The sequence below is a fragment of the Treponema sp. OMZ 799 genome (assembly GCF_024181365.1).
Lineage (GTDB): Bacteria > Spirochaetota > Spirochaetia > Treponematales > Treponemataceae > Treponema_B.
The window spans coordinates 1,023,913-1,046,905 of sequence record NZ_CP051301.1 but is presented as its reverse complement, the minus strand read 5'-3'; the positions used below and the strand labels follow the sequence as shown (position 1 = coordinate 1,046,905).

Genomic DNA, 22,993 nt, shown 5'->3' with positions numbered 1-22,993 from the left:
CCGTTAAAAGTTAGTACTTGTTTTTTCGCGTTTGATTAGCTCTTCATCCCTTTCGGTCAAAGGAATCTGCTGACCCTTTGCATCATAGATTGTAAAGTCGAGAGCTAAACCTCTTAATTCTTGTACCAATACGTTAAAGGATTCGGGGATTCCTGCGGAGCTTGAAGGCTCGCCCTTAACGATGGATTCGTATATCTTGGATCGTCCGTGCATATCGTCGGACTTGATTGTAATAAGTTCCTGCAAGGTATTGGCAGCACCATAGGCTTCGAGGGCCCAAACTTCCATTTCTCCCAAGCGCTGACCGCCGAATTGGGCCTTTCCGCCCAAGGGCTGCTGGGTAACGAGAGAATAAGGACCGGTAGAGCGGGCATGCATCTTGTCGTCGACAAGGTGGGCCAGCTTTAAGAAGTAGATAACGCCGACAAAAACCTCGTTTTCAAAGAGGCGGCCTGTTAAACCGTCGCGGAGTTTTACCTTGGAGCTTGTCGGATAGCCGGCTTCTTTAAGTTTGGCTTCAATCTGCTCCATGCTGGGTGACTCAAAAACGGGAGACTCGTACCATTCGTCGAGTTTTAAACCGGCCAAGCCAAGTTCGGATTCAAGAATCTGGCCGATATTCATTCGTGAGGGAACACCGAGCGGGTTTAGACAGATATCGAGCGGAGTTCCATCTTCCATGTATGGCATATCTTCTTCGGGGAGAATTCTGGCTACAAGGCCCTTGTTTCCGTGGCGGCCTGCCATCTTGTCTCCCTCGCGGAGTTTTCGTTTTGTGGCGATTAAGACCTTTACAACCTCATCTACGCCGGGACTCAAGTCGTCCCCCTGATTCCTCTTTAAGCGCTGAACATCTATAACCGTACCCTCGGTTCCGTGGGGAACGCGCAATGAGGTATCCCTAACTTCCTTAGCCTTTTCACCGAAAATAGAGTTAAGGAGCTTAAACTCAGGAGTCGTATCGCTTTCGCTTTTCGGAGTAACCTTACCGACAAGGATGTCGCCGGGCTTTACCTTAGAGCCTATGCGGATAATACCTTCGCTGTCAAGGTCGTCCAAGCTCTTTTCGGACTTGTTCGGAATGTCGCAGGTCATCTTTTCGGCACCGAGCTTTGTTTCGCGGACATCGGTTGAAAGCTCTTTTATATGAATAGAAGTGAACATATCTTCTTTTACGACTCTGCGTGAAATTAAGATAGCGTCTTCATAGTTATAACCGTTCCAAGGAACGAAACCTACGAGAATGTTTCGGCCTAAGGCCAATTCTCCGTTATAGGTTGCAGGTCCGTCTGCGATGGGCTGACCTTCTTTAACCGTGTCTCCTACATTGACGATGGGCCTTTGATGGTAGCAGGTCTCCTGGTTTGTTCTTTGATATTTTAATAAGGTGTATTCGTCCTTATCTTCCTTATTTTTTCCCCTTTCGGGGGCTATGATAATCGTATCGGAAGAAACATACTCAACCTTTCCCGGCCTCTTTGCCTTTATTAAAACGCCCGAATCATAGGCGCACTTTTTTTCCATACCTGTTCCGACACGCGGAGGCTCGGGGAAAACAAGGGGAACAGCCTGACGCTGCATGTTGGAGCCCATGAGGGCACGGTTAGCATCGTCGTGCTCAAGGAAGGGGATTAGAGAAGCCGAAACGGATATAATCTGTTTGGGCGAAACGTCCATGTATTGAATATCTTTAGGGCTTATTGAAGTATAGTCGCCAAGTCTTCGGCACGAAACCTGATCAGTATTAATCTTTCCGTCCTTTCCGATAGCGGAAGAAACCTGACCGATAAAGTATTTGTCTTCATCCATTGCAGACAAGTACTCAATTTCGCGGGTAGCAACCCCGTTTACAACCTTTACATAGGGGGCCTCCAAAAAGCCGTATTCGTTTACTCTTGCATAGTTTGCCATAGAAACGATTAGACCGATATTCGGGCCTTCAGGGGTTTCAATCGGACACATTCTTCCATAGTGAGTATAGTGAACTTCTCGGACCTCGAAACCGGCTCTGTCGCGTGAAAGACCGCCGGGACCTAAGGCGTTAAGACGGCGTTTATGAGTAAGCTCGGCCAAAGGGTTTACCTGATCCATGAACTGGGATAACTGGCTTGCACCGAAGAATTCTTTTATAGCTGCAACGATGGGCTTAATCGAAATTAAGTCCTGAGGCTTAATGGTATCCATCTCCTTGGAACTCATCCTGTCGCGGGCAATGCGTTCCATTCTGGAGAAGGCTTTTTTTAGAACATCGGTCATAATTTCGCCGACCGAGCGAATTCGCCTGTTGCCTAGATGGTCGATATCGTCAATACTCTCTTCACCTATGTAAACCTTTATCAAAAATTTCATGGTCTTAAATATATCTTCTTCGATTAAGGTTGTACCTTTCACATCATCAGAGTAGTCGAATTTTTTATTTAACTTATATCGGCCGACCTTGCCTATATCGTACCTGCGTGCAGTAAAGAACATATTGTGAAGATCTTCTTTTGCATTTTCGTAAGTAATGGGGTCTCCGGGACGGATAACGCTGTAGACTGCATTTAGGGCATCTTCAACAGTGGGCTCATCATTTACTGCAGGATCGGGAGTGTACTTAATTTCTTCCCTTTCAAAGCAGTTGATGATAATCTGAGAGTCTAAGGACTCCTTTGCCTTAAAGTCTATTATAGTAATCTTTTTAACGTCATTTTGAATTAAATCGTCTATGTTGTGGGGATGAATTTTTTCTCCGGCCTGATGCATTTTACGTTTTTCGCCGTCTTCACCCTTTACAAAAACATCCCTTGCCAGTACCTGACCGATCAATTCTTCGTACTCAGTCCTGTCTGAAGATATTTTTGCAGTTTTAGTTTTATAGAAAAGGTCGATAATTTTTTCCCGCGTATCATACCCGAGAGCTCGTAAAAAAATCGTACCTAAAATTCGCTTTTTGCTGTCAAGCTTTGCATAAATAAGCTCTTTTTTCTGATCTATTTCAAATTCAAGCCATGTTCCGCGGTAGGGAATAATGCGGCTTGAGTAAACTCCCTTTTCATGCGAAAAGATAACACCCGGCGAGCGGTGAATCTGAGAAACTACAACCCGTTCCGCTCCGTTTATAATAAAGGTTCCTCTTTCCGTCATCAAAGGAATATCGCCCATGTAGATATTTTTGCGGCGTATTTCTTTGGTTTCTTTGAAGAACAAGTCAATTTCGGCTTTTAGGGGAACAGAATAAGTAAGCCCCTTTTGTTTGCATTCAATTTCGGAAAATTTAATACTATCGTAATCGAGAGAATAGGATAGATATTGCAAAGCCATGTCTTCATTTATACTTTCGATAGGAAAAGTTGTATGGAATACCGATTCTAAGCCCTCAATCTCGGTCTCATCTGTCTTTTTTTCTTTGTTTAAAAATTTATTGTAAGATTGAATCTGAATATCGATGAGGTTTGGAAGCTCCATAAAATTCGGAACATCCTTACCGTAATACCTTCGATCTATTTTTTGGCCTCTTGCAAACATCCCTTACCTCCCAAGTTTATATTTAATCACAAAAAGACTTCCTGAAATTTCATACAGGAAGTCTTAGAGAAAATTCATAGTTTATGCTGCAGTGTTCTTTTTTGAAAAAAACACTGCAATGTCCGGCATAAAGCCGGTATTTTGCTTATTAAGCAATTTCAACTTCACCGCCGGCTGCTGTAATAGCTTCCTTAATTTTAGCTGCTTCTTCTTTAGAAACATCTTCTTTAAGGACTTTCGGAGCTCCTTCAACAAGCTCTTTAGCTTCTTTCAAGCCGAGACCGGGAATAACGTTTCGAACTTCCTTAATAACACCGATCTTTTTACCGGGATCAGCAAGGCCTTTAAGAGTAACAGTAAATTCTGTTTTCTCTTCTTCAGCGGCTGCACCTCCGGCAGCTCCGCCTGCAACTACTGCAACGGGAGCAGCGGCTGTTACACCGAATTTTTCTTCCATAGCTTTGATAAGCTCAGAAAGTTCGAGAATCGTTTTTTCGCCGATTGCTTCAATAATTTGTTCGTTTGTTAATGCTGCCATATTATCTTCTCCTTAAAATTTAGATTTTTGTGCTTTTAGCACATTAAGCAGACAGGGGGTCAGCTTTTGAAGCCTGACTGCTTAAAATATAAGCGTAAAACAGCTTATTTATAGGTTTAAGCCTCAGGAGCTGCATCAGGAGCAGTCTCGGCAGACTTTTCTACCTCTTCCTTAGCGGGTTCAGCCTGAGCTTCAGCCGCAGGTTTAGCATCTCCCTTATCCACAATCGCCTGTAAGGTCCGTACAAACTTGGAAGTTGTAGCATTGACTGTAGACATAAACATTGCAATAAGATCCTTCTTGCCGGGAAGTTTTGAGAATGCCTCGATTTGTTTAGCATCGTAAACTTCTCCGTCAACTACAGCACCCTTAATTACAAGGGCGGGAGCATCTTTTGCATATTCAAACAAGGTTTTTGCAGCCATATTTGCATCTTCTGCAACCATAGCCAAGGCTGTAGGTCCAGTTAACCAAGAATCTACATCCTTAATGTTTGCATCTTCAAATGCAATGCGTGCAAAGTTATTGCGTACAACCTTGTATGAGCAAGCATTTTCTCTGAGCTTTTTGCGGAGTTCAGTGATTTGCTCAACCTTTAAGCCTCTGTACTCGGTAAAAATAAAAGAGGAGGAGGCCTTTACATCGTTTTTGATGCTTTCAATCGCTTCTGTTTTTTGGCGATTCGGATTTTTTGTTCTTAATGCCATTTTTACTCTCCTACCTTATAATCAACCCAAACACCGGGGCCCATTGTCGAACTAATAGATACGGATCTGATATAGTCGCCCTTTGCATCAGCAGGCTTTTTTCTCATCGTTTCGTTAATAAGAGCCTGTACGTTTTCTGCAATCTTGGCAGAATCCATAGATACCTTTCCGACAGGGAGATGAACAACTCCGCCCTTATCGGCACGGAATTCTACACGGCCTTTTTTAAGCTCATTGATAGCGCTTGCAATATCCGTGGTAACTGTTCCTGTCTTGGGGTTAGGCATTAAGCCTCTGCGGCCGAGTACCATACCCAAGCGTCCTACATCCTTCATCATATCAGGGGTAGCAACTGCGATATCGAAATCGAGCCAGCCGCCCTTTACCTTTTCAATGTATTCCGTAGAACCGGCATAAGCAGCTCCTGCATCAAGAGCTTCTTTTACTCTGTCATCCGTACAAAAAACCAAAACCTTTTTTTCGCCCTTAAACTGATGAGGGAGAACAAGGGTATCTCTAACACTCTGTCCCTTACCAAGGGTCAAGCTTACATGAACTTCGACTGTTTCATCGAATTTGGCATATTTAAGCTCTTTGACAATGTCAACAGCTTTGGGAAGCTCATAGGATGCTGCAGAATCATACTTTGCAAGTGCATTTTTGTAATTTTTTCCGTGTTTCATACTAGCGCTCCACCTCTACACCCATACTTCGTGCAGTTCCTGCAATAATTTTCTTTGCAGCTTCAATGTCGTTTGCATTGATATCGGGCATCTTTGTTTTTGCGATTTCTTCCAATGCGGCTTTTGAAAGTTTTCCAACTTTTGCGGTAACCGATGTAGCAGAACCTTTTTCAATCTTGCAGGCTTTTTTGATTAAAACCGATGCTGGCGGTGTTTTGAGGATAAAAGTAAAACTCTTATCGGCATAAACCGTGATAACAACGGGAACAACCAAACCGGGCTCCATGGATTTTGTACGGTCATTGAACTGCTGTACAAACTGGGGCGCACTTACACCGTGCGGACCTAGAGCCGGGCCTACAGGCGGCGCAGGAGTTGCTTTTCCTGCGGGACACTGAAGTTTAATCTGTGTCACAACCTTTTTCTTTGCCATCTTCTCTCCTTCCGGTACAAACGGAGGTCTCCCTCCTCCCGTAATATACAATTAAAGTGCTGATGCATGGCACCGCACCTTGTTTAAAATTTAAATGATTTCGGCTTGAGACATTTCGACTTCAACCGGTGTAGTACGGCCGAAAATCGCTACCATAACTCTTAACTTATTCTTATCTGCCATAACCTCATCGATAACGCCTGTAAACGAGGCAAAAGCGCCTTCGATGATTTTGACATGCTGTCCTTCACTGAAATTTTGAATAACGCGGATATTCTTGTCGCCCTTAATTTCTCCCGTTTTTTGCAAGATTTCCTTTGCTTCTTCTGAAGAAATAGGCTGAGGCTTTTCATTACCTGCCGTGCCCAAGAACCCTGTAACACCTTGAATTTTGCGGATTTCGGAGCAAACACTTTTCCAGCCAAGATCAGGAAGATTCATTTCTACAAGCATGTACCCGGGAAGAAACTTGCGTTTAACGTTGCGTTTTTTTCCGCCCTTATTTTCAATTACAAGTTCTTCAGGTATTTTTATATCGGTAACAAAGTCTGCAGAAATAATCCCTTTTTCTATAAGAGTACGTATTGTTCTTTCAATCTTATTCTCATAACCTGAATAGGTATGAAGAATGTACCAAGCCTTAGCCATTACTTAAAATATCCAACCCACACAAGCTATAAAGAAGGCATCAAGGCCTCCGAGAAAAACAGCTACAATAAGGGTAGAAATCAACACTACTTTTACTGAAGATCCTACTTCAGAAGCTGTAGGCCAGACAACTTTTCTAAGCTCTCCTATACATTCTTTCCAAAAAGTTCCAATTTTAGCCATAAAAAACCTCGTTTTTTAAAATTACAGGCCAGGAAGGACTCGAACCCTCAACATTCGGTTTTGGAGACCGACGCTCTACCATTGGAGCTACTGACCTAATTGAATCTAAGCCCGCTGCCTATAGACACGGACTTATTCGACTACTTTATCTTTGTTTCCTTATGCAATGTATGCTTGCGATCAAAAGAACAATACTTCATCAATTCAAGTTTACCCTGAATGTTTTTTCTGTTCTTAGATGTAGTATAATTCTTTCTTTTGCATTCGCTGCATTGAAGAGCTATGAGCTCTACAGCTGTTTTCTTAGCCATTTCTTTACCCTCCGCAAAATTCTAGGTCATCGTTTCCGAAAAGCTCCCGAGCAGAATTGAACTGCTGACCCCAACCTTACCATGGTTGTGCTCTGCCGACTGAGCTACAGGAGCAAAATACCCATAAAATAGGTTCGGGCATTTTATCAAATAGAGTATTTTTTGTCAATAGCTTGATGAGGAATATATAGTAAAATGTAAATAAAGAAGTTAAATTTTAAGGGTTAATCAAACAAAAAGGTGCAGTCAAATTCTTTTAAAGATTTTACTGCACCTTACATCATTTTAAACCGTAGTTCAGCAAGTAAAAAGGAAGTTTTAAAACTTATAAAAATCCAAAACCTTCAAAACATAAGACAATCTTTCAGCATAATAATTGATTTGGGTTTCTTCCAAGAGGTTTTTTGCGGCGTATAACTCGTGAATACTGCTCTTACCTTGTTTATAAAGCTCTTCGGCGAGGGTAAAGTACTTTTTTTGAATGTCAAGGACGGATTTTGACATTTCGGATACAAACAGGGCTCTTTCGATATTTTTTAATCCTTTGTTTTTTTCTTCCCCAATATTATGTTTTAAAAAAGCTTCATCCAAAGAGTTAATTTCTTTTAAAATTTTGAAATTTTTGTTCAGCCTAAAATCATCATGTAAGGGAGAGAGGTTTATCCGCAAATTCATGGATACCGACCATTTGAGCGTAGGATTATCCTTCCAATATCCCATAAAGGCAGCCGGAAAAGACGAATAATTTTCTTTAGAAGGAAGTACATCTGCATTGAACGAGAAAAAAAGACGTGGAATCCTGCTGTTAAAATTTTGAACCGACTGCATCCAAGAGACCTCATGCCGCAAAAGACTTAACTCATCCTCGGACAATGCTTCTCTTTGAAGATAAAAAGCAAAATTTTCAAAAAAATCAAGCCAAGAATCTATATCTTCGCTCAAATCATTAAAAGCTAAACCCATGGCTTCTATTTCGCTCATAAGAGCTTGATAGCTTTGTTCAGTTTGAAACAGTAAAATTTCCTCTTGCCGGATTTTTTTATTTTTTTCGGAAAAATCCAAAACAGATAACTTTCCTTGAGAAAATAAAATTTCATTTTTTTCTTTTTCTTCAATGTTCCACTTTTGAACATTTTTCAAAAGCTCTATCTTTTTCCTTAAGATTTTTTCCGAGCTTATGGCCGAAATCATTTTTATGATCAAGGCTTTTTTGTTATTATCTCTTTCAAGTATGAAAAGCTGCTTTTTCCTTTGATGAAGGCCTAAGTCTTGTTTTACAAAATCGGGCAGGGCAGAAGGCGCCATAAACCAAAGCGGAATACTTAGCCCCGCCGAGGAGCTAAATTTATAGGCGTAGTCCGGCTTATTATCAAAAAAGATTCCGCACGATTGCTTACCTGTAAGATTAAAGCTCATGCCCAAGGGAAGCCTTTGACTAATCCCCAAGGATGAAGCAAGATCAAGAGCATTATAGCGTTTATCAAGTTCGGTACCGGAAAAGGAAGTATTTAAATCAAGGTATGGAAGCGGGGTCCAAGTTGAAAATTCCGAAAAAAGACTCATCTCATTCAATTTGAAGCTCAATTCCATTTTTTTATATTGCCGATTTTTTTCGATAAGGGGATTTACCCTATCAAAAAACTCTTTTATTCCAACTTCCATTTTTACTTCAGCATGAGCTGAAAGCAAAATAAGACCCAAAATTATACTTAACACAAACTTTTTCATTTTACCTCCAATCTTTTTAATATAAATGACAGGATAGAACCTGCTTCGGTGATTATCGATGCCTCGGCATCCAATCCCACTTTTAGAAAATGAGCAATACCTTTTTTATCAGGCAAGGTATTCCCATCCAATTTTACAAAGACGGCATATTCGGAACTTTTTGAACCTAAGAAAACATCAGGAAGGATGGTTTCCACCAGCCCGTCAAGGCTGCCGAATTCGTGATGAGGAAAGGCGGGAAATTTTAAACGAACCTTCATATCTTCTCTTACAAGTCCCGCCTTTGAAGAAGGAAGTCTTAGCACAACCCGAATGTTTTCACTTGAGGAAGGCACAATCTTTAATATTTCCTGTCCGCTAAAAACATTATCCCCGCAGTTAAGGGATGAAAGTTCCTGCACCTCTCCCGAAATCGGAGCATAGAGGGTAAAAAGTTTTAAACTTTCTTCTACCTTAAAAAGGGAATTACGTAAATTTTCTTTTTGAAACTCTAAGGCCTCTTTTTCGCTTAGAAGAGAATGGAAAAAAGAATTTTTATACTGATCCAAGTCTCTTTTGCTCTTTTCAATATTTAAATTGAGCAGCTCAAGTTTTTGATTTGCCAAACTGAAATATGGAAGAGCTTTTTCTTCTTCAAAAATTCTGGAGCTTAGCTCCAGAGCTTTTTCCAAATTAGTTTTTACCGAAAAATAATTTTCCATACGCTTATAAGCTATTTCCCTTTCAAAAGGAACGAGCATTAAGTCTTGTTCAGCACTTTCGATGCAAACTTGCGCATCCTTAATTTTTTGTTCGGTTTTAAGGATCAGAGCTTCGAGGTTCTGTCTTTCTTTTTGAGCAACCGTGTTGTCAATACTTAAAAGGAGAGTACCTTTTTCGACATATTGACCTGAGGTAAAGTAGATGTTTTGTATTTTTCCTGCCGTAAAGGTTTTTACAAAGGAAACATTTTCTATAGGGCGTACCATTCCTGATGCCCTTACAACCTCTTCTTTTTTTCCCAAAAAAAGCCAGGCGATTGTACAGACCGCAAGGAGACAAATAATTGAAATTACCGAGCTGAAAATTCCCGTTTTTTGCTCTTGAAGCACTTCGCCGGTATAAGTTAAATCTTCAACATACAGAATGGATTTCATGCTACCACCTCCTCTACACTATTTTGTGTTTCCCACAATCTTGAATACACACCGTCTTTTTCGAGTAAGTCTGCGTGGGATCCTGTCTCGGCTATTTCCCCCTTATCGAATACGAATATTTTGTCGCAGTCCTTAATGGAGCTTAATCTGTGGGCAATAATTATCGAAGTGCGGCCCATAGTAATCTCTTTTAGGGTATTTAAAACTTCCGATTCCGAAATTCCGTCCAAGGCCGATGTAGCCTCATCTAAAATCAGCATGGAAGGATTGTGTAAAAGGATGCGGGCAATGGCTATGCGTTGCCTTTCTCCTCCGGAAAGGGTTGTACCCTGCTCCCCGACAAGAGAGTTGTACCTGTCCGGAAGAGCATCTATAAATGAAGAAGCACCTGAAACCTCGGCAGCCGAAATCATCCGCCTATAATCACTGTTTCCCGAACTCCAATTTATATTTTCCGCGACGGTTCCCGAAAACAAGAGAATGTCTTGAGGAACATAACCTATTTGCTTACGGTAAGAATCGTTTTTTAGATCTTTTAAATTTATATCGTCTATAAAAATATCTCCTTCTTGTGCAGAGTAAAATTTCATCAAAAGCTTTGCAAGGGTGGTCTTGCCTGAACCTGAAGCCCCGACAAAGGCGACCCTTTCCCCGGGGTTTATACTCAAATTTATGTTCTTTAAATTTTTTGAATGAAAATCGTAGCTGAAGGATAGATTCTTTATATCGATCTTACCTGAAAGTCCTCCCAATTCAATTTTTCCCTTGTCCAGATCTTCTTCCGTTTCTTCATCAAAAATTTCGGCAAGACGCTCGGCAGCAACATAGGCCTCTTGAAGCTGGGGCTGAAGGGTTAAAAGCCTTGCAAGAGGATCCAAAAAATAACCTGAAAGAATTACAAAGGAAATCAACTGACCTAAGGACATTGAACCGTTTAAGATGCTCAAACTGCCCAACCAATAAATAGCCAGTGTTCCGCATCTTCCGATAAAATTTTGAAGGCTGTTTTGATAATTTGAAAAAGATGCGAGTTTGATACCCTTTCGGACAGCATTTACGATTTTAAACTCGGCTCTTTCAAGGGCCTTAGGTTCGGCACCCAAGGCCTTGATTGTAGCTATTCCGTTTAGACTTTCAACGATGCAGGCATGTTTTTCGGCCTCGGCGGCAGCCCGGGCCCTTATCATTTTTTGATAAGGCCTTGCATACAGCCACACCAAAACAGAGCTTACAAGCACAGGTACCAGGGCTGCAACAAGAAGATTTGACCCGAGGGAAATTAAAAAAATTGCTCCGAAAATAAGCATCAAGGAGTCTAAAACGACGGTCAGGGCTGTAGCGGAAATAACCTGCCTTATGGTAACCGTATCGTTCATCCTTGCAAGAAGCTCGCCGGTCTTTTTTTTGGTAAAAAAACGCATCGGTAAGTGAAGAACATGCTCAAAATATCGATAAACCAGAACCGTATCAATCTTATAACTCATATTCATCAACAGCTGATTTCTGGCCAAGCCCAAAAGGCTTCTAAAAACAATTACGCCCAAAAAACCTATCGAAAAACCTGTAAGGGACTCTCTCAAATTGGAGCTAAGAACCTCATCAATCAAAAATCGAAAATAAAACGCGCTAATAATACCCAAAAAAGATAGGATAACACTCGCAATTAAAATTTCCGCACATATTTTTTTGTGAGATCTTAAAATAGGCAAAAATCTGCTTAAGCCCTTTGATGAAGAATCTTTTTCGGAAAAATCCGGATAGGGCAAGAGTATAAAAAACACCCCTGTCCAATTTTTTTGAAAAACCTCTATGTTTATTTTTTTATATCCTTCGGAAGGATCTGCCAAATAAACATAGTTTGAATCCGATTTATAAACGACAAGATAATGGTTATCGCTTCCCCTTATCATATGAGCGATAAAAGGCGTGGGGATGTTTTTTGGAATTTCTTTTGATTCCGAAACAGCCCCTCGGCATGAAAAACCTAAGGTCTCGGCAGCATTAATTATTCCCAGTCCTGAGGTTCCTCTTTTACCGCTTTGAAGCAGCTTTCGTATCTTGCCTATATCGATCGGCTTCCCATAATGCCTGCATATATTTGCAATACATGCAGCACCGCAATCTTCGCGGTTTTTTTGTAAAATTATATTTTTCATATCTACCTCTCTATAATTCTTATAGTTTTTTTTTGTAATCAATAGTAATTTTTTAAATATGAGACAAAAAAAATTATTTAATTTGAAGATATAAGTAGATTTTACCGGCTCAAGTTTGCAGACACCCCAATTTCCCCTTCCTTGACAAGAGAGGCTTTCTATTCTATACTTCCCCCATGGCAAAAGAAAATTCAAATCCGCTTGCAAGAATTCCGCAAGTCGAAAAACTTTTAAACGAAGATATATTGAAAAACACGGCAGCTCTTATCGGAAGGCCCTTTGTCGTAAAAACGGCCTCAGAGTATTTGGAAAACATACGCAAAAAGGCAAGGGCCGGAGGCGAGGTGCCTTCACTTGAGGCTTGTGCCGAAGAGATAAACAAGCTGTGCAGGCCCATAATCCGCACAAAAATCACACCCGTAATAAACGCAACGGGAATCATTCTGCATACAAACCTAGGCCGCTCTCCCCTCCCTCAAACAGTTTGGGATAGGGCAAAGGAAACCGCCTCAGGCTATTCTTCTATTGAAATGGATTTACGCGACGGCAACCGCGGAAAGAGGTTCGAGTTTTTAAACGACTGCATGAGCCTTTTGACCGGAGCCGAAGATGCCCTCATATTGAACAACAATGCGGCGGCGGTTTTTTTAATGCTGAAGGCCCTCGCAGGCGGAAAGGAAGTTATAGTTTCCCGCGGCCAGCAGGTTCAAATAGGCGGAGGTTTCCGCATTCCGGAAATTTTGGAGATGGCAGGCTGTAAACTCGTCGAGGTCGGCACGACAAATATCACAAGCCTTAAAGACATTCAAAAAGCAATAAACGAAAACACGGCCATGGTGCTCTGGGTTCACACCTCAAACTACAAGATACGCGGCTTTACGGAACAACCCTCCGTTTCCGAAATCAAAAGCATCCTTCCGCAAAACATAATCCTTGCAGTAGATCAGGGCTCCGGAAACCTATCTTTAAATGTTCCCGAAGAACCGACAGTTTCTTCTATCATAAAAGAAGGAGCAGACCTTGTTTGCTTTTCGGGAGACAAGATTTTGGGCGGCCCTCAGGCAGGCTGGATTGTAGGAAAAAAGGAACTCGTTCAAACCGTAGCTAAAAATCAGCTCATGCGTACCTATCGCGTAGGACGGGCTGTCGCAAGCCTCATGCAGGAAAGCCTCATCCTCTATTTAAACGGTGGGGAGTCGGCAGCTCAAAGAGCTCTTTCTTTAGACCAAAAGAAAATAAAGAAGCGTGCCGAAAAAATCATTTCAGGCATAAAAAACGGAGCGGGCGAATTAGTTCAAAAAAACTTTTCTCTCGGAGGAGGCAGCACTCCGGACACGGGATTCAGCTCTTGGGCCGTAAAACTAAACACTAAAACGCCTTGCGAAAAACTAAAAAAACTTTTGCGCGAAATGCCGATTCCGATAATAGGCTTCATCGAAGAAGATTCTTTTTATATTCATCCTGCAAGCATCGAAGAAAAAGATGATGAATATGTAATAGAATCTTTGAACAAGTGTTTGTAAGTATAGGAGGAGCTTATGCTTGATTTGTCCAGAAAACTTCCCATAGGTGTTCAAAGTTTTGAGGTCATGAGAAACGATAAATTTATCTATGTAGATAAAACCCAATTTATTTTTCGGCTGGTACATTCAAATCGAGTTTACTTTTTAAGCCGTCCCCGCCGTTTTGGAAAAAGTCTTTTTCTTTCTATGCTCAAGGCCTATTTTTTGGGGCAAAAAGAACTTTTTAAAGGATTGTATATCGAAAAAGCGGAAGAAGAAAGGAACCTAAAAACAGGCGAAGCAAGCTGGCAGAAATATCCTGTTCTTTATTTTGATTTTAACACAAAAAATTATATAAAAACCGAATCGCTTATAAGTATTATAAACTTGCATCTTGATTTGATAGAAGAAACCTATAATCTCAAAAAGACATCAGGCGATGTTGAGCTCAGGTTTATGCAGATAATTTTATCTCTTCACAAGCAGACAGGCAAACAAGTTGTTATCCTTGTCGATGAGTATGACAAACCTCTTTTGCAAACCATGGAAGTAAACGAAAATTTGAATGAAGAATACCGCAACATTCTCAAAGCTTTTTATTCGGCGATAAAGACTTGCGACCAGTATATAAGATTTGCTTTTTTAACAGGAGTTACAAAATTCAGCAAGGTAAGTATTTTCAGCGATTTGAATAATCTAAAAGATATAAGTATGCTGAACGATTATGCAGAAATTTGCGGTATTACACAAAATGAGATGGAAACCGTTTTCAATGTAGAAATTGAAAAGCTTGCAAAAGTCAATAATATGAGCATGACTGAAACACTAAAAGAACTAAAAAACAGCTATGACGGTTATCTCTTTACCGGCGGCGGACAAGCTGTATATAATCCTTTTAGTATTCTAAATACCTTTGACTCTTGTGAGTTTAAAAACTATTGGTTTGCAACAGGTACTCCGACTTTTTTGGTAAACTATCTAAAAAAAACACAATATAATATTCAGGATTTAGACGGAAAGATAGAACTTGACGAAGCCGGTTTAACTGATTATAGAGCTGATTCGGCTTCTCCGATTCCTATTCTTTTTCAGGCAGGATATTTAACGATCAAAAGCTATAATACAAAATACAAACTTTATACATTGGGATTTCCTAATGATGAAGTACGCTATGCTTTTTTAAATAGTCTCCTCCCGGCCTACTCAAGTCTGGATTCAACTACAACAGCCTATTCGATTAAAGAATTTTCAAAAGATATTGAGGAAGGAAATGCCGAATCTTTTATGCAAAGGCTGAAAGCGATAATATCGGGTATCCCGTATGATAATTTTGGTACTAATTTAAACGAAGAAAAAATTAAACTGAGGGAGCAAAACTACCAAACGGCAGTCTATCTTGTATTTAAGTTGATGGGGCAATTTGTCGAAACGGAAGTTCAATGCTCAACAGGCAGGGCTGACTGTGTGGTAACTACAGAAGATAACGTCTATGTATTTGAATTTAAAATTGACGGATCAGGAACTGCCGAAACGGCATTAAATCAAATAAAAGAAAAAGCATATACCGAGCCGTACAATACAGGGAATAAGAAAATCATTGCAATAGGTGTAAGTTTCGATCAAACCTTAAAAACCATCAAAGAATGGATCATTGAAAAATTATAAATATGGAAGAACCTTTATCTATCGAAAAAAACACCATTCGCGAAAAACTTCATGCGGTTGCTCTCTCGGCTCCGAAAACGAGCGGGGTTTATCTTTGGAAGGATAAGGCAGGGACGGTCATCTATGTGGGAAAGGCAAAGTCGCTTAAAAACCGCCTGAGTTCTTATTTTACATCGAACAGGGATATTAAAACCCGCATCCTCGTTTCGCGTGCCGATTCAATCGAGTACATTCAAACCGATAACGAGTATGAGGCCCTCCTCCTGGAAAACACACTAATCAAAAAACACAAGCCGAGGTACAATATAAATCTTAAAGACGGAAAAACCTATCCCGTCTTAAAATTAACCAATGAAGAATTCCCGAAGCTTTACCGCACGCGGAACATTAAAAATGACGGCTCAAAATATTTCGGGCCCTTCCCCAATGTTTCGGCAGTCGATATGTTCTTGGCCCTGATAAAGCATAATTACACCTTGCGTCAATGCAAGCGGTTAAAAAAGCGGGATACGCCCTGCCTTTATTTTCATATCGGAAGATGCAAGGCTCCATGCTGCGGAAAGATAAGCGCAGAAGAATACGGTAAGGATATAGAAGAAATTACCCTACTTTTGGAAGGCGAAATAGAGGATGTCTCTAAGGCCTTAAAAGAAAGGATGAAAGAGGCGGCAGAAAAAAAAGAGTTTGAAAAGGCCGCCCGCCTCCGTGACGGAATACAGGCAGTTTACGCTCTCCGCGGGCAAAACATAGTTCAGGACATGGATCCCGAAAGCCGCGACTATATTGCCTGGGCCTTTGAAGGAACCATGATCAGCATAGCGGTTTTAAAGATGAGAAACGGACGCCTTGTAGGGCGGGACCTTTACCGCTCGCACAGCTTAAAAGAAGAAGGCGAAATACTATCCGAGTTTGTATCGGCTTATTATGTTTCGGCAAACGAGGTTCCGCCTAAAATCTTTATTCCTCAAGCCGCCGATGGAAACGCCCTCATCGAAAAATGGCTTAACGAGGAGCTTCACGCAAAGACAAGGATAAGCATCATTCCTTTAGAGGAAATCGAAGAAGCGGCGGACAAAACACCGGAGTACACAGCCAAAGAGCCGCCCGATCTTTCTCAGGCTGAGATTAAACACCACAAGGCCGCCTTGAAGATGGCACGCTTTAATGCAAAAGAAGATGCCCTGCGCCGTCTAAGAGAACAAGGAGATTTTGCGGCAGTTGAGGACTTACAAAAAAGGCTTAACCTCCCCTGCCTTCCTCAGCGTATCGAGGGCTTCGACATTGCTCACCTCGGCGGAACCTTTACTGTGGCCGCCCTTATTTCTTTTAAAGAAGGAAATCCGGATAAAAAGAATTACAGGATATTCAGGCTGAAAAACACAGACGGCGTAATCGACGACTATGCTTCGATGAGGGAGGTAATAGCCCGCCGATACACCCGCCTTGTAAACGAGGGAGCCGACCTTCCAGACCTAATCCTGATAGACGGAGGCTTGGGGCAGGTAAATGCGGCGAGCAAAATCATAAAAGCCCTGGACCTCGGAATTCCGGTTATCGGCCTCGCCGAAAAAAACGAAGAAGTTTATTTTCCGCATAATTCAGAGCCCCTAATCCTCCCGAGAAGAAGCGATGCCCTCCGCCTCCTCCAAAGAATACGAGATGAAGCTCACCGCTTTTCGAACACCAGAAATAATAAACTCAGGCGGGCAAACAAACTCAAAACCGAATTTGAAAACCTCCCCCACATCGGCAAAAAAAGAGCCCATGCTTTGTTAAAAGCCTTCGACAATATGGAAACCTTAAAAACGGTAACAGCACAAGCTATTGCAGAAGCCGTAAAGATTTCTTTAAAACAGGCAGAAGAGGTATTGGGGGCGATTGAAAATGTACATCCTGTACATTTTCAATCTTAGAGTTTTGCTGGCAGCAAAACTCTCCAAGGTTGGAACTAGTCAAACCGAAGCTTGAGCTGCGCAAAGATAAAAACTAAGCTTTGGTTTCATTATAAAGAATTTCAGCCATGGGATCCGATCCGCAAAGTTTTTTAATTTCTTCAATAGGTTTAAGAAATTCATTAGTATTTTCCACAAACTTTTTTAAAGAAAAAACACTATTTGCTCCCTCAGAATAAAGCAATAAAATTTCTTTACGGGAATTAAGAATATCTAGGCGGACTTTATAATTTTTTTGTAGTTTGCAAAAACTTCCAAAAGTTTATTTAAAACTTCCTCCGGCTTGGAGTTTTTGTTCTTTTCAAAAATGCTTCAATTAATCGCATTTAAAGAAGCATTTTCTTCCTCAGATTCAGGCTTCGGCAGCTTATTAATTACAAAATTCAGTTCATTGGATGAATACTCAAGCCAATAAGAAACATGGGCAAGAGTATCACGGCAATTCCAAATTATAGGAAACGACAAACCTTTGCCTATAATTACAAAACACAGAGGTATCTCTTCTTAAAAAAAGAATTATTCGGGAAAGAGAATTAGGTAAAACTGCAGTATCTTGATACCGAAACCGAATTACCGTATAATAGGTACAGGTGTTACGGCCTGAACACTTGGATTGATTTATCGGCTTTAAATAAAACATCTTGGCGGCTTCATAATTCGGGTGAAAGTTTACTTGACTCAAGAACAAGGAAGACATGTCCTAAAGCAAAAACAATACCTGGAAAAATGGAAGATTCAGAACAAAAAATACTTAAAACAATAAAAGGGCACCTCTAAAAACCCTCTTTAAAAAAGATTAAAAAAGATGATAAAATGAGGTATGAAACAAAAAGGATTATTTGATGAAGAAGATCGTTTAAGAGTATTAAGCAAGTTAGGAGATAGTCTTGAAAAATTAAACGAAAAAATAAATTGGGAAATATTCAAACCACTATTAAAAAAAGCATTAACCAAAGAGCCAAAAGGTTTAGGCGGAAGACCTGCATACGATTATGTAATGATGTTTAAAATAATAATCTTACAAAAATTATACAACATAAGTGATGATCAAATGGAATATCAAATAAACGATCGGCTATCCTTTATGAGATTTTTAGGATTGGAATTAAAAGATAAAGTACCCGATTCAAAAACAATATGGCTTTTTAAAGAAAAACTCATTGAAGCGAGAGTATCAAAAAAGTTATTTGAAAAGTTTGGAAAAGAATTAGCTAGAAATAACTTAATAGGAAAAGAGGGAACGATAATAGATGCGACAATAGTAGAAGCTCCGATACAGCATAACAGCAAAGATGAAAATGAACAAATTAAAAACGGAAAAATTCCTGAACAATGGCAAGAAAAACAAATTTGTGAAAGAGGAGCAAGAGGGAAACCTCTTAGTAAAAAACAAAAAATCAGTAACAGAAAAAAATCAAAAATACGGGCGAGAGTCGAACATGTATTTGGCTTTATGACAAACTCAATGAAAGGTATCTATGTAAGAACGATAGGATTAGCTCGTGCAACATTTTCGATAATAATGATGAACTTAACATACAACTTATGCCGATATTGCTATCTAAAGAAATAAAATGAGGGAGCATATAGGTAATAAAATGAAAAGTAAGGGAACTAAGATAAAGAATCCAAGTTTTACACTAGACAATTTATAAAAAAGCTACTAAAATAATAAATAGGTACACTAAAAAATAGGTTTTTAGAGGTGCCCAAAAATATATCTGAAAGGGAGAATATAAGGAAACTATGGACAAAAGAATAATTGATAGAATCACTAAACTTGGCGGCAAATCTGCCTTTGAAGGCGAGAACTTGCTGCACAATATGGAAAGCATTAGCTTACCTAAAAGTTATCTTATGCAGGACTTTAGCGATTACTTAGAAGATGATTTGCTAGATAGAATAAAGGCAGAAGGAATATTACCTGAATTGGAAATCCCATATCCAAGGATACAATACCAAACTGAGAAATTTACTCCTTTCACAAAAGGAACAGCCGACTATGATGAATACTCCGGGTTTATACATAAAGAATATGTAAGCTCAGTCATTCCTTGCAATGATTTAGAGTTTTTAATTATTGGCGAATCCAACTCTTATCCCAATTATTACTTTATATGCCTAAGCGATAAAGATATTAGCAATCCCAAAGTATACACTACAGATCACGAAGTATTCTTTAGAGAGATTGAAGAATTGGGGCGTTTCTCTGACTTTCTTGATTTATTCATATCTGAAGATGAGTATAAAGTAGAAATCAACAAACTGAGAGAATAGGAAGGCTATAAGAATAATTATGCGCAAATATTGTGATGATGTAGATATAGCTTAAAAAAAACTAGCACAAAATTAGATAATGCGATATAATAATTTAAGTCAAGCAAATTAAACTTATTGAGGTACAAATGGCATCAAGTAAAGAATATTTGGATTTTATTTTGGATCAGTTATCCGAATTGGAAGACATAAGCTATAGAGCGATGATGGGAGAATATATTTTATACTACCAAGGTAAGATTGTCGGCGGTATTTATGATGACAGATTACTTGTTAAACCTGTAAAATCGGCGATAACCTATATGCCGAATGCCGGCTATGAGCTGCCGTATGACGGTGCAAAAGAAATGCTCTTAGTTGATGATGTAGACAGCAAAGATTTTTTGACAGGTTTATTTAAAACTATGTTTGATGAACTGCCTGACCCAAAATCTAAAAGGAGACGATAGATTGGGAAGATTGATTTTTATTTTGCTGCTTTCCGTTTCAGGACTTATTTTTTTAGCGGTTATCTTCGGAATGTATATTTATATGAAACGAACTGTTTCCGGTGGAAAATCACTGATGGAAGAACCTGTAAACAAACAGACAGATACTACAAAAATGAGGTTCAGCGAGTTTTTGGTATATGCATCTGTCATACTTGGGGCGGTATTATTTGCCTTACAGGTTATAAAAAAGGGAGGCTCAGGATTTTCTAATTTGGCAACATATATTATTTTGCCTCCGGTTATGGCTCTTTTTAATGCACGAAAGCGTACCGGAAGAAGTATTTTTGTGTTTGTGGCTGTCGCAATATTTTCACTTTATATGTTTTTGGTATATATCATAATCAGCGTTCCGGTGAGGCCTCCGGTTTTTACGATTAACAACACAAAGATTAATATGACTCATACAACTGTTGCCGATATAGTTGCGGACGGATTCGATATTTATGTAAAACAGGATAATCCTTCCGGCAGAGATTATAAAAAACTGCTTTCTTGCGGTGCTTTTAAAAAATATCCAGTTGATCGAAGTATTCTCGTTGAAAAGGGATTCCGAAGAAATAATACTGCTATACCTTATGCTAATTATCTTCTTGTAAAAGACGGTTTTATAATTGGGAGCCTCGGTCTTTACGGTCATAAAAAGAATGATACGGTATTGGAGGATTGTAAAATCATTCATTTAAGGCTTGATAAATACTGCATTTCCGATGCAAGAGTAAATTCAATTCGTTATTGTCTTGATGATGTTGAGCTGCTCGTTCCATTGCAACAAGAAACATTGCAAAAAACATTCGATAAAAAACTGTGGTTAGTACCGCCAAGAAATACGAGAGACATAACTCAGCTGCACTACGGAAATTAAAGGCCTTGTCCAAAAAAGGAAAGATTCAATATAAAATTGAGATTTTAAATTTTTTAGGATATATATTTCAAGAGTATATTCGAGACGAAAATTGCATTTTGGTGCCTCCTATAGAATATCAGGTTACTGCACCAAAGTTATCATTACAATATTCTGAGGAATTTAAATTTTATAAACGATTTCAATCTTTTGTAAAAAGAGTATTCCCTGACAATATTGAAGCTCAAATACCGGAAGTCATTTTTTATAAGTCCTCATTGGATGACAGCCAAAAAACTTTTGAAACATTGATGTATAATATTAACTTACAAAATATAGGAGAGTCTCTTTTTGCATGTGGATTGATGAGTTTCAAAAATCCCAATTTGAATATCCATAATTTAAACATAACTCAACAGGATAGTATTACTAATTTGGGCTTATGTATAAATCGAATGGAATTTAACAAAAGACTCGCAATTAATTCGCTTTCTACACCCACACAACATTCATTTGTATGGGGAAATAGTTATGAATGTGTATTGGCAACATCATCAATGATGATTGATACTTTACATAAAGATTTTAGATGTCAAAAAAACACTGTCAATAATATAATGAATGGATACGATACAATAAAAAAATTAAACATTGATGAAGAAATAGATTTTCCACCCCATAGGTTTATGTTAGAAGATTTGAGTAGTGTTTTATTTCAAGAACATCTTGGTAAAGAGATATTAATTGACAAAAAAATCTAACCGAAATACAATTATACTTTTATAATTTATTATCAAAAGAGTATCGTACTCACACTTACACGCTCCTTTATGCAGGAATACTTCCCAATGGGATGACAATTGAAGATGTTAACAATGTAGATGATATTTACAATTGTTACAACTAAGGTAATGCTCCGGATTGGAAGTCCTGATTGTAACAATCAGACAACCGGTTGTAAATTTTGAAATAAAAGCGTAAAGCCGGGGATATTCTCCGAGCCTTTTACTGTTTTTAGAATTAAAACAACTTTTTAGAGAAAAATTTGGAATTTTGCAAAGAGCTCTTTGAGGTGAGATTATCCGTTCTTATATCAAGGTCAAAACCTTGATATAAGAACCGAATTAGCGTATAATGATAGATATAGGTATTACAACCCAAACACAGGGAATTACATAAGCCAAGACCCGATTGGGTTCAAAATTAGATTTATAAGATTATGAAGAATATTAAAGTTAAAATTGGCGATGTATTTCTTATACCATATCAAGATAAATATGCTGTTTGTAAGGTATTGTGGATTTCAAAAAGGACAAAGAATGCTTTTTCATTTATTGTAAAAGACAAGCTAGTTGATACAAAAGAAGAAGCTGTAGAAATAATAGATACCGCCCAAAATATTTCCGTTCAGATTTTTACCGGATTAATTAGTGTATTTTATACTGACATTACAAAGCTAAAAAAAGGCGAATGGGAAATTATTGGTAGCCAAAAATTGACAATTGAAGAAAGTGATAATTTTCAGTATCACAATATTGGGGGCAAATTATTTAAAGGCGACGAAGAGGTAAGACCATTAAATAATGCTGAAATAAAAACAATTCCCAAAATGTTAAATGCAGGATATGAAGCTATGAATAATTTTCTAAAAATGGCATTTGAATAATTAAAAAACGCTTCAATTGAAGCATTTTTCTGCTTTCTTTCTTCCACCTTTGGCGGAACATCGGCGGTTTTTTTTATATCAAGGTCAATATCTTGATACCGAGACTGAGTTAGTATATAATTATAAGCGTTATTACAGCCAGAAGACAGGTGCTTATATATCACAAGACCCTATAGGGTTGGCGGGTGGTAATCCGACTTTGTTGCCTACGTTCTCGATGTGAAATAAAATGTGGAGGATAAATATATGAAATATTTCAAAATTCACCGGCTTCACAGTTTTACAGATGAACCGGAGTATATTTTTTCTGAAATTGATAAAGAAGGATACGAAGTAAGGAAGGTCGAGATTTTCAAAAATGGTAATCATATCCTATATTCTAATTATATCAATTCAGATAGATTAGTTGAGGGGAAATATCCTTCTCTTGAAGAGCTTAATTATGAAGAAGAAACGGAAGTTATGCAAACAATAGAAATTCCTAAAAGTGAGTGCTGTAATGTATGGTTGAGATGTAATTCAGAATAAACTGTTCCTTGGAATATGCCGGTTTAACAGCAGAAGAAACC

At 39.0% G+C, this 22,993-nt stretch carries 22 protein-coding genes, 2 tRNA genes and 2 pseudogenes; 12 read left to right on the top strand and 14 right to left on the bottom strand.

Annotated features, from left to right (window positions below):
• Positions 1 to 3: 3 nt before the first annotated feature.
• The 13 genes from rpoB to E4O04_RS04660 form a co-directional block, all read right to left on the bottom strand.
• Positions 4 to 3,507 (bottom strand): DNA-directed RNA polymerase subunit beta, encoded by a 3,504-nt coding sequence (rpoB, locus tag E4O04_RS04720; protein ID WP_253710270.1) that lies wholly within the window; start codon positions 3,505 to 3,507, stop codon positions 4 to 6.
• A gap of 148 nt (positions 3,508 to 3,655) precedes the next feature.
• Positions 3,656 to 4,045 carry a 50S ribosomal protein L7/L12 gene (rplL, locus tag E4O04_RS04715; RefSeq protein ID WP_253677093.1) on the bottom strand — a complete coding sequence of 130 codons (390 nt, stop codon included), beginning with the start codon at positions 4,043 to 4,045 and terminating at the stop codon, positions 3,656 to 3,658.
• A gap of 116 nt (positions 4,046 to 4,161) precedes the next feature.
• Positions 4,162 to 4,752 carry a 50S ribosomal protein L10 gene (rplJ, locus tag E4O04_RS04710; protein ID WP_253710268.1) on the bottom strand — a complete coding sequence of 197 codons (591 nt, stop codon included), beginning with the start codon at positions 4,750 to 4,752 and terminating at the stop codon, positions 4,162 to 4,164.
• Positions 4,753 to 4,754: 2 nt separating this feature from the next.
• Positions 4,755 to 5,435 carry a 50S ribosomal protein L1 gene (gene rplA, locus E4O04_RS04705; RefSeq protein WP_253710264.1) on the bottom strand — a complete coding sequence of 227 codons (681 nt, stop codon included), beginning with the start codon at positions 5,433 to 5,435 and terminating at the stop codon, positions 4,755 to 4,757.
• A 1-nt stretch (position 5,436) separates the two neighbouring features.
• Positions 5,437 to 5,868, bottom strand: a complete 432-nt coding sequence (gene rplK / locus E4O04_RS04700; RefSeq protein ID WP_253710261.1) for a 50S ribosomal protein L11 — start codon at positions 5,866 to 5,868, stop codon at positions 5,437 to 5,439.
• Positions 5,869 to 5,958: 90 nt separating this feature from the next.
• The gene (gene nusG / locus E4O04_RS04695; RefSeq protein ID WP_253691870.1) at positions 5,959 to 6,516 is read right to left on the bottom strand and encodes a transcription termination/antitermination protein NusG; all 558 of its coding nucleotides are present in this window, start codon (positions 6,514 to 6,516) and stop codon (positions 5,959 to 5,961) included.
• Between the two features lie 3 nt (positions 6,517 to 6,519).
• On the bottom strand, positions 6,520 to 6,699 hold the full coding sequence (gene secE, locus E4O04_RS04690) for a preprotein translocase subunit SecE (protein ID WP_002667596.1): 180 nt from the start codon (positions 6,697 to 6,699) through the stop codon (positions 6,520 to 6,522).
• A 24-nt stretch (positions 6,700 to 6,723) separates the two neighbouring features.
• A tRNA-Trp gene (locus E4O04_RS04685) sits at positions 6,724 to 6,796 on the bottom strand.
• Between the two features lie 43 nt (positions 6,797 to 6,839).
• Positions 6,840 to 7,010, bottom strand: coding sequence for a 50S ribosomal protein L33 (gene rpmG, locus E4O04_RS04680; RefSeq protein WP_044977405.1), 171 nt, complete (start codon positions 7,008 to 7,010; stop codon positions 6,840 to 6,842).
• A 41-nt stretch (positions 7,011 to 7,051) separates the two neighbouring features.
• A tRNA-Thr gene (locus E4O04_RS04675) sits at positions 7,052 to 7,124 on the bottom strand.
• 204 nt (positions 7,125 to 7,328) lie between these two features.
• Positions 7,329 to 8,738, bottom strand: a complete 1,410-nt coding sequence (locus tag E4O04_RS04670) for a hypothetical protein (RefSeq protein WP_253710259.1) — start codon at positions 8,736 to 8,738, stop codon at positions 7,329 to 7,331.
• A complete protein-coding gene (locus E4O04_RS04665; protein ID WP_253710256.1) occupies positions 8,735 to 9,874 on the bottom strand; it encodes an HlyD family secretion protein in 1,140 nt (379 codons plus the stop codon). Before E4O04_RS04665 ends, E4O04_RS04670 begins: the two co-directional genes overlap by 4 nt.
• Complete coding sequence (locus E4O04_RS04660) at positions 9,871 to 12,030, bottom strand: peptidase domain-containing ABC transporter (RefSeq protein WP_253685123.1); 2,160 nt, start codon at positions 12,028 to 12,030, stop codon at positions 9,871 to 9,873. Before E4O04_RS04660 ends, E4O04_RS04665 begins: the two co-directional genes overlap by 4 nt.
• A 176-nt stretch (positions 12,031 to 12,206) precedes the next feature.
• On the opposite strand from E4O04_RS04660, the gene selA reads away from it, so the two are divergent.
• Genes selA through uvrC form a run of 3 tightly spaced genes read left to right on the top strand, consistent with a single transcriptional unit; the run spans position 12,207 to position 17,110 of the window.
• The gene (gene selA, locus E4O04_RS04655) at positions 12,207 to 13,553 is read left to right on the top strand and encodes an L-seryl-tRNA(Sec) selenium transferase (protein ID WP_253710253.1); all 1,347 of its coding nucleotides are present in this window, start codon (positions 12,207 to 12,209) and stop codon (positions 13,551 to 13,553) included.
• A 15-nt stretch (positions 13,554 to 13,568) separates the two neighbouring features.
• Positions 13,569 to 15,197 carry an ATP-binding protein gene (locus tag E4O04_RS04650; protein WP_253685125.1) on the top strand — a complete coding sequence of 543 codons (1,629 nt, stop codon included), beginning with the start codon at positions 13,569 to 13,571 and terminating at the stop codon, positions 15,195 to 15,197.
• A 2-nt stretch (positions 15,198 to 15,199) separates the two neighbouring features.
• Complete coding sequence (uvrC, locus tag E4O04_RS04645; RefSeq protein ID WP_371922264.1) at positions 15,200 to 17,110, top strand: excinuclease ABC subunit UvrC; 1,911 nt, start codon at positions 15,200 to 15,202, stop codon at positions 17,108 to 17,110.
• A gap of 351 nt (positions 17,111 to 17,461) precedes the next feature.
• On the opposite strand, the gene E4O04_RS04640 is transcribed toward uvrC, so the two are convergent.
• A complete protein-coding gene (locus tag E4O04_RS04640) occupies positions 17,462 to 17,614 on the bottom strand; it encodes a hypothetical protein (protein WP_253685126.1) in 153 nt (50 codons plus the stop codon).
• A 355-nt stretch (positions 17,615 to 17,969) separates the two neighbouring features.
• Between E4O04_RS04640 and E4O04_RS04635 the strand changes: the two genes are divergently transcribed.
• The 9 genes and pseudogenes from E4O04_RS04635 to E4O04_RS04605 all read left to right on the top strand — a co-directional run bounded on the left by E4O04_RS04635 (position 17,970) and on the right by E4O04_RS04605 (position 22,952).
• Positions 17,970 to 18,722, top strand: a complete 753-nt coding sequence (locus tag E4O04_RS04635) for a transposase (protein WP_253710250.1) — start codon at positions 17,970 to 17,972, stop codon at positions 18,720 to 18,722.
• Positions 18,723 to 18,895: 173 nt separating this feature from the next.
• Positions 18,896 to 19,426: a hypothetical protein gene (locus tag E4O04_RS04630; protein ID WP_253710249.1), complete on the top strand. Its 531-nt coding sequence runs from the start codon at positions 18,896 to 18,898 to the stop codon at positions 19,424 to 19,426.
• 128 nt (positions 19,427 to 19,554) lie between these two features.
• On the top strand, positions 19,555 to 19,875 hold the full coding sequence (locus tag E4O04_RS04625) for a TfoX/Sxy family protein (protein ID WP_253710246.1): 321 nt from the start codon (positions 19,555 to 19,557) through the stop codon (positions 19,873 to 19,875).
• Positions 19,838 to 20,773: pseudogene (locus tag E4O04_RS04620) on the top strand (hypothetical protein); the annotation flags it as partial. The gene E4O04_RS04625 and the pseudogene E4O04_RS04620, both read left to right, overlap by 38 nt.
• Positions 20,774 to 20,784: 11 nt before the next feature.
• Positions 20,785 to 21,519 carry a hypothetical protein gene (locus E4O04_RS04615; RefSeq protein WP_253710241.1) on the top strand — a complete coding sequence of 245 codons (735 nt, stop codon included), beginning with the start codon at positions 20,785 to 20,787 and terminating at the stop codon, positions 21,517 to 21,519.
• 333 nt (positions 21,520 to 21,852) lie between these two features.
• Positions 21,853 to 21,981: pseudogene (locus E4O04_RS14160) on the top strand (RHS repeat-associated core domain-containing protein); the annotation flags it as partial.
• Positions 21,978 to 22,424 (top strand): Imm26 family immunity protein, encoded by a 447-nt coding sequence (locus tag E4O04_RS04610; RefSeq protein ID WP_253685132.1) that lies wholly within the window; start codon positions 21,978 to 21,980, stop codon positions 22,422 to 22,424. The pseudogene E4O04_RS14160 and the gene E4O04_RS04610, both read left to right, overlap by 4 nt.
• A gap of 16 nt (positions 22,425 to 22,440) precedes the next feature.
• A complete protein-coding gene (locus tag E4O04_RS14155) occupies positions 22,441 to 22,647 on the top strand; it encodes an RHS repeat-associated core domain-containing protein (protein ID WP_371922263.1) in 207 nt (68 codons plus the stop codon).
• A 23-nt stretch (positions 22,648 to 22,670) separates the two neighbouring features.
• Complete coding sequence (locus E4O04_RS04605; RefSeq protein WP_253710239.1) at positions 22,671 to 22,952, top strand: DUF6881 domain-containing protein; 282 nt, start codon at positions 22,671 to 22,673, stop codon at positions 22,950 to 22,952.
• Positions 22,953 to 22,993 lie beyond the last annotated feature (41 nt).

Coding starts and splice junctions, on each gene's coding strand:
- rpoB (WP_253710270.1), bottom strand. CDS start 3,507: ATGTTTGCAAGAGGCCAAAAAATAGATCGAAGGTATTACGGTAAGGAT.
- rplL (WP_253677093.1), bottom strand. CDS start 4,045: ATGGCAGCATTAACAAACGAACAAATTATTGAAGCAATCGGCGAAAAA.
- rplJ (WP_253710268.1), bottom strand. CDS start 4,752: ATGGCATTAAGAACAAAAAATCCGAATCGCCAAAAAACAGAAGCGATT.
- rplA (WP_253710264.1), bottom strand. CDS start 5,435: ATGAAACACGGAAAAAATTACAAAAATGCACTTGCAAAGTATGATTCT.
- rplK (WP_253710261.1), bottom strand. CDS start 5,868: ATGGCAAAGAAAAAGGTTGTGACACAGATTAAACTTCAGTGTCCCGCA.
- nusG (WP_253691870.1), bottom strand. CDS start 6,516: ATGGCTAAGGCTTGGTACATTCTTCATACCTATTCAGGTTATGAGAAT.
- secE (WP_002667596.1), bottom strand. CDS start 6,699: ATGGCTAAAATTGGAACTTTTTGGAAAGAATGTATAGGAGAGCTTAGA.
- rpmG (WP_044977405.1), bottom strand. CDS start 7,010: ATGGCTAAGAAAACAGCTGTAGAGCTCATAGCTCTTCAATGCAGCGAA.
- E4O04_RS04670 (WP_253710259.1), bottom strand. CDS start 8,738: ATGAAAAAGTTTGTGTTAAGTATAATTTTGGGTCTTATTTTGCTTTCA.
- E4O04_RS04665 (WP_253710256.1), bottom strand. CDS start 9,874: ATGAAATCCATTCTGTATGTTGAAGATTTAACTTATACCGGCGAAGTG.
- E4O04_RS04660 (WP_253685123.1), bottom strand. CDS start 12,030: ATGAAAAATATAATTTTACAAAAAAACCGCGAAGATTGCGGTGCTGCA.
- selA (WP_253710253.1), top strand. CDS start 12,207: ATGGCAAAAGAAAATTCAAATCCGCTTGCAAGAATTCCGCAAGTCGAA.
- E4O04_RS04650 (WP_253685125.1), top strand. CDS start 13,569: ATGCTTGATTTGTCCAGAAAACTTCCCATAGGTGTTCAAAGTTTTGAG.
- uvrC (WP_371922264.1), top strand. CDS start 15,200: ATGGAAGAACCTTTATCTATCGAAAAAAACACCATTCGCGAAAAACTT.
- E4O04_RS04635 (WP_253710250.1), top strand. CDS start 17,970: ATGAAACAAAAAGGATTATTTGATGAAGAAGATCGTTTAAGAGTATTA.
- E4O04_RS04630 (WP_253710249.1), top strand. CDS start 18,896: ATGGACAAAAGAATAATTGATAGAATCACTAAACTTGGCGGCAAATCT.
- E4O04_RS04625 (WP_253710246.1), top strand. CDS start 19,555: ATGGCATCAAGTAAAGAATATTTGGATTTTATTTTGGATCAGTTATCC.
- E4O04_RS04610 (WP_253685132.1), top strand. CDS start 21,978: ATGAAGAATATTAAAGTTAAAATTGGCGATGTATTTCTTATACCATAT.
- E4O04_RS04605 (WP_253710239.1), top strand. CDS start 22,671: ATGAAATATTTCAAAATTCACCGGCTTCACAGTTTTACAGATGAACCG.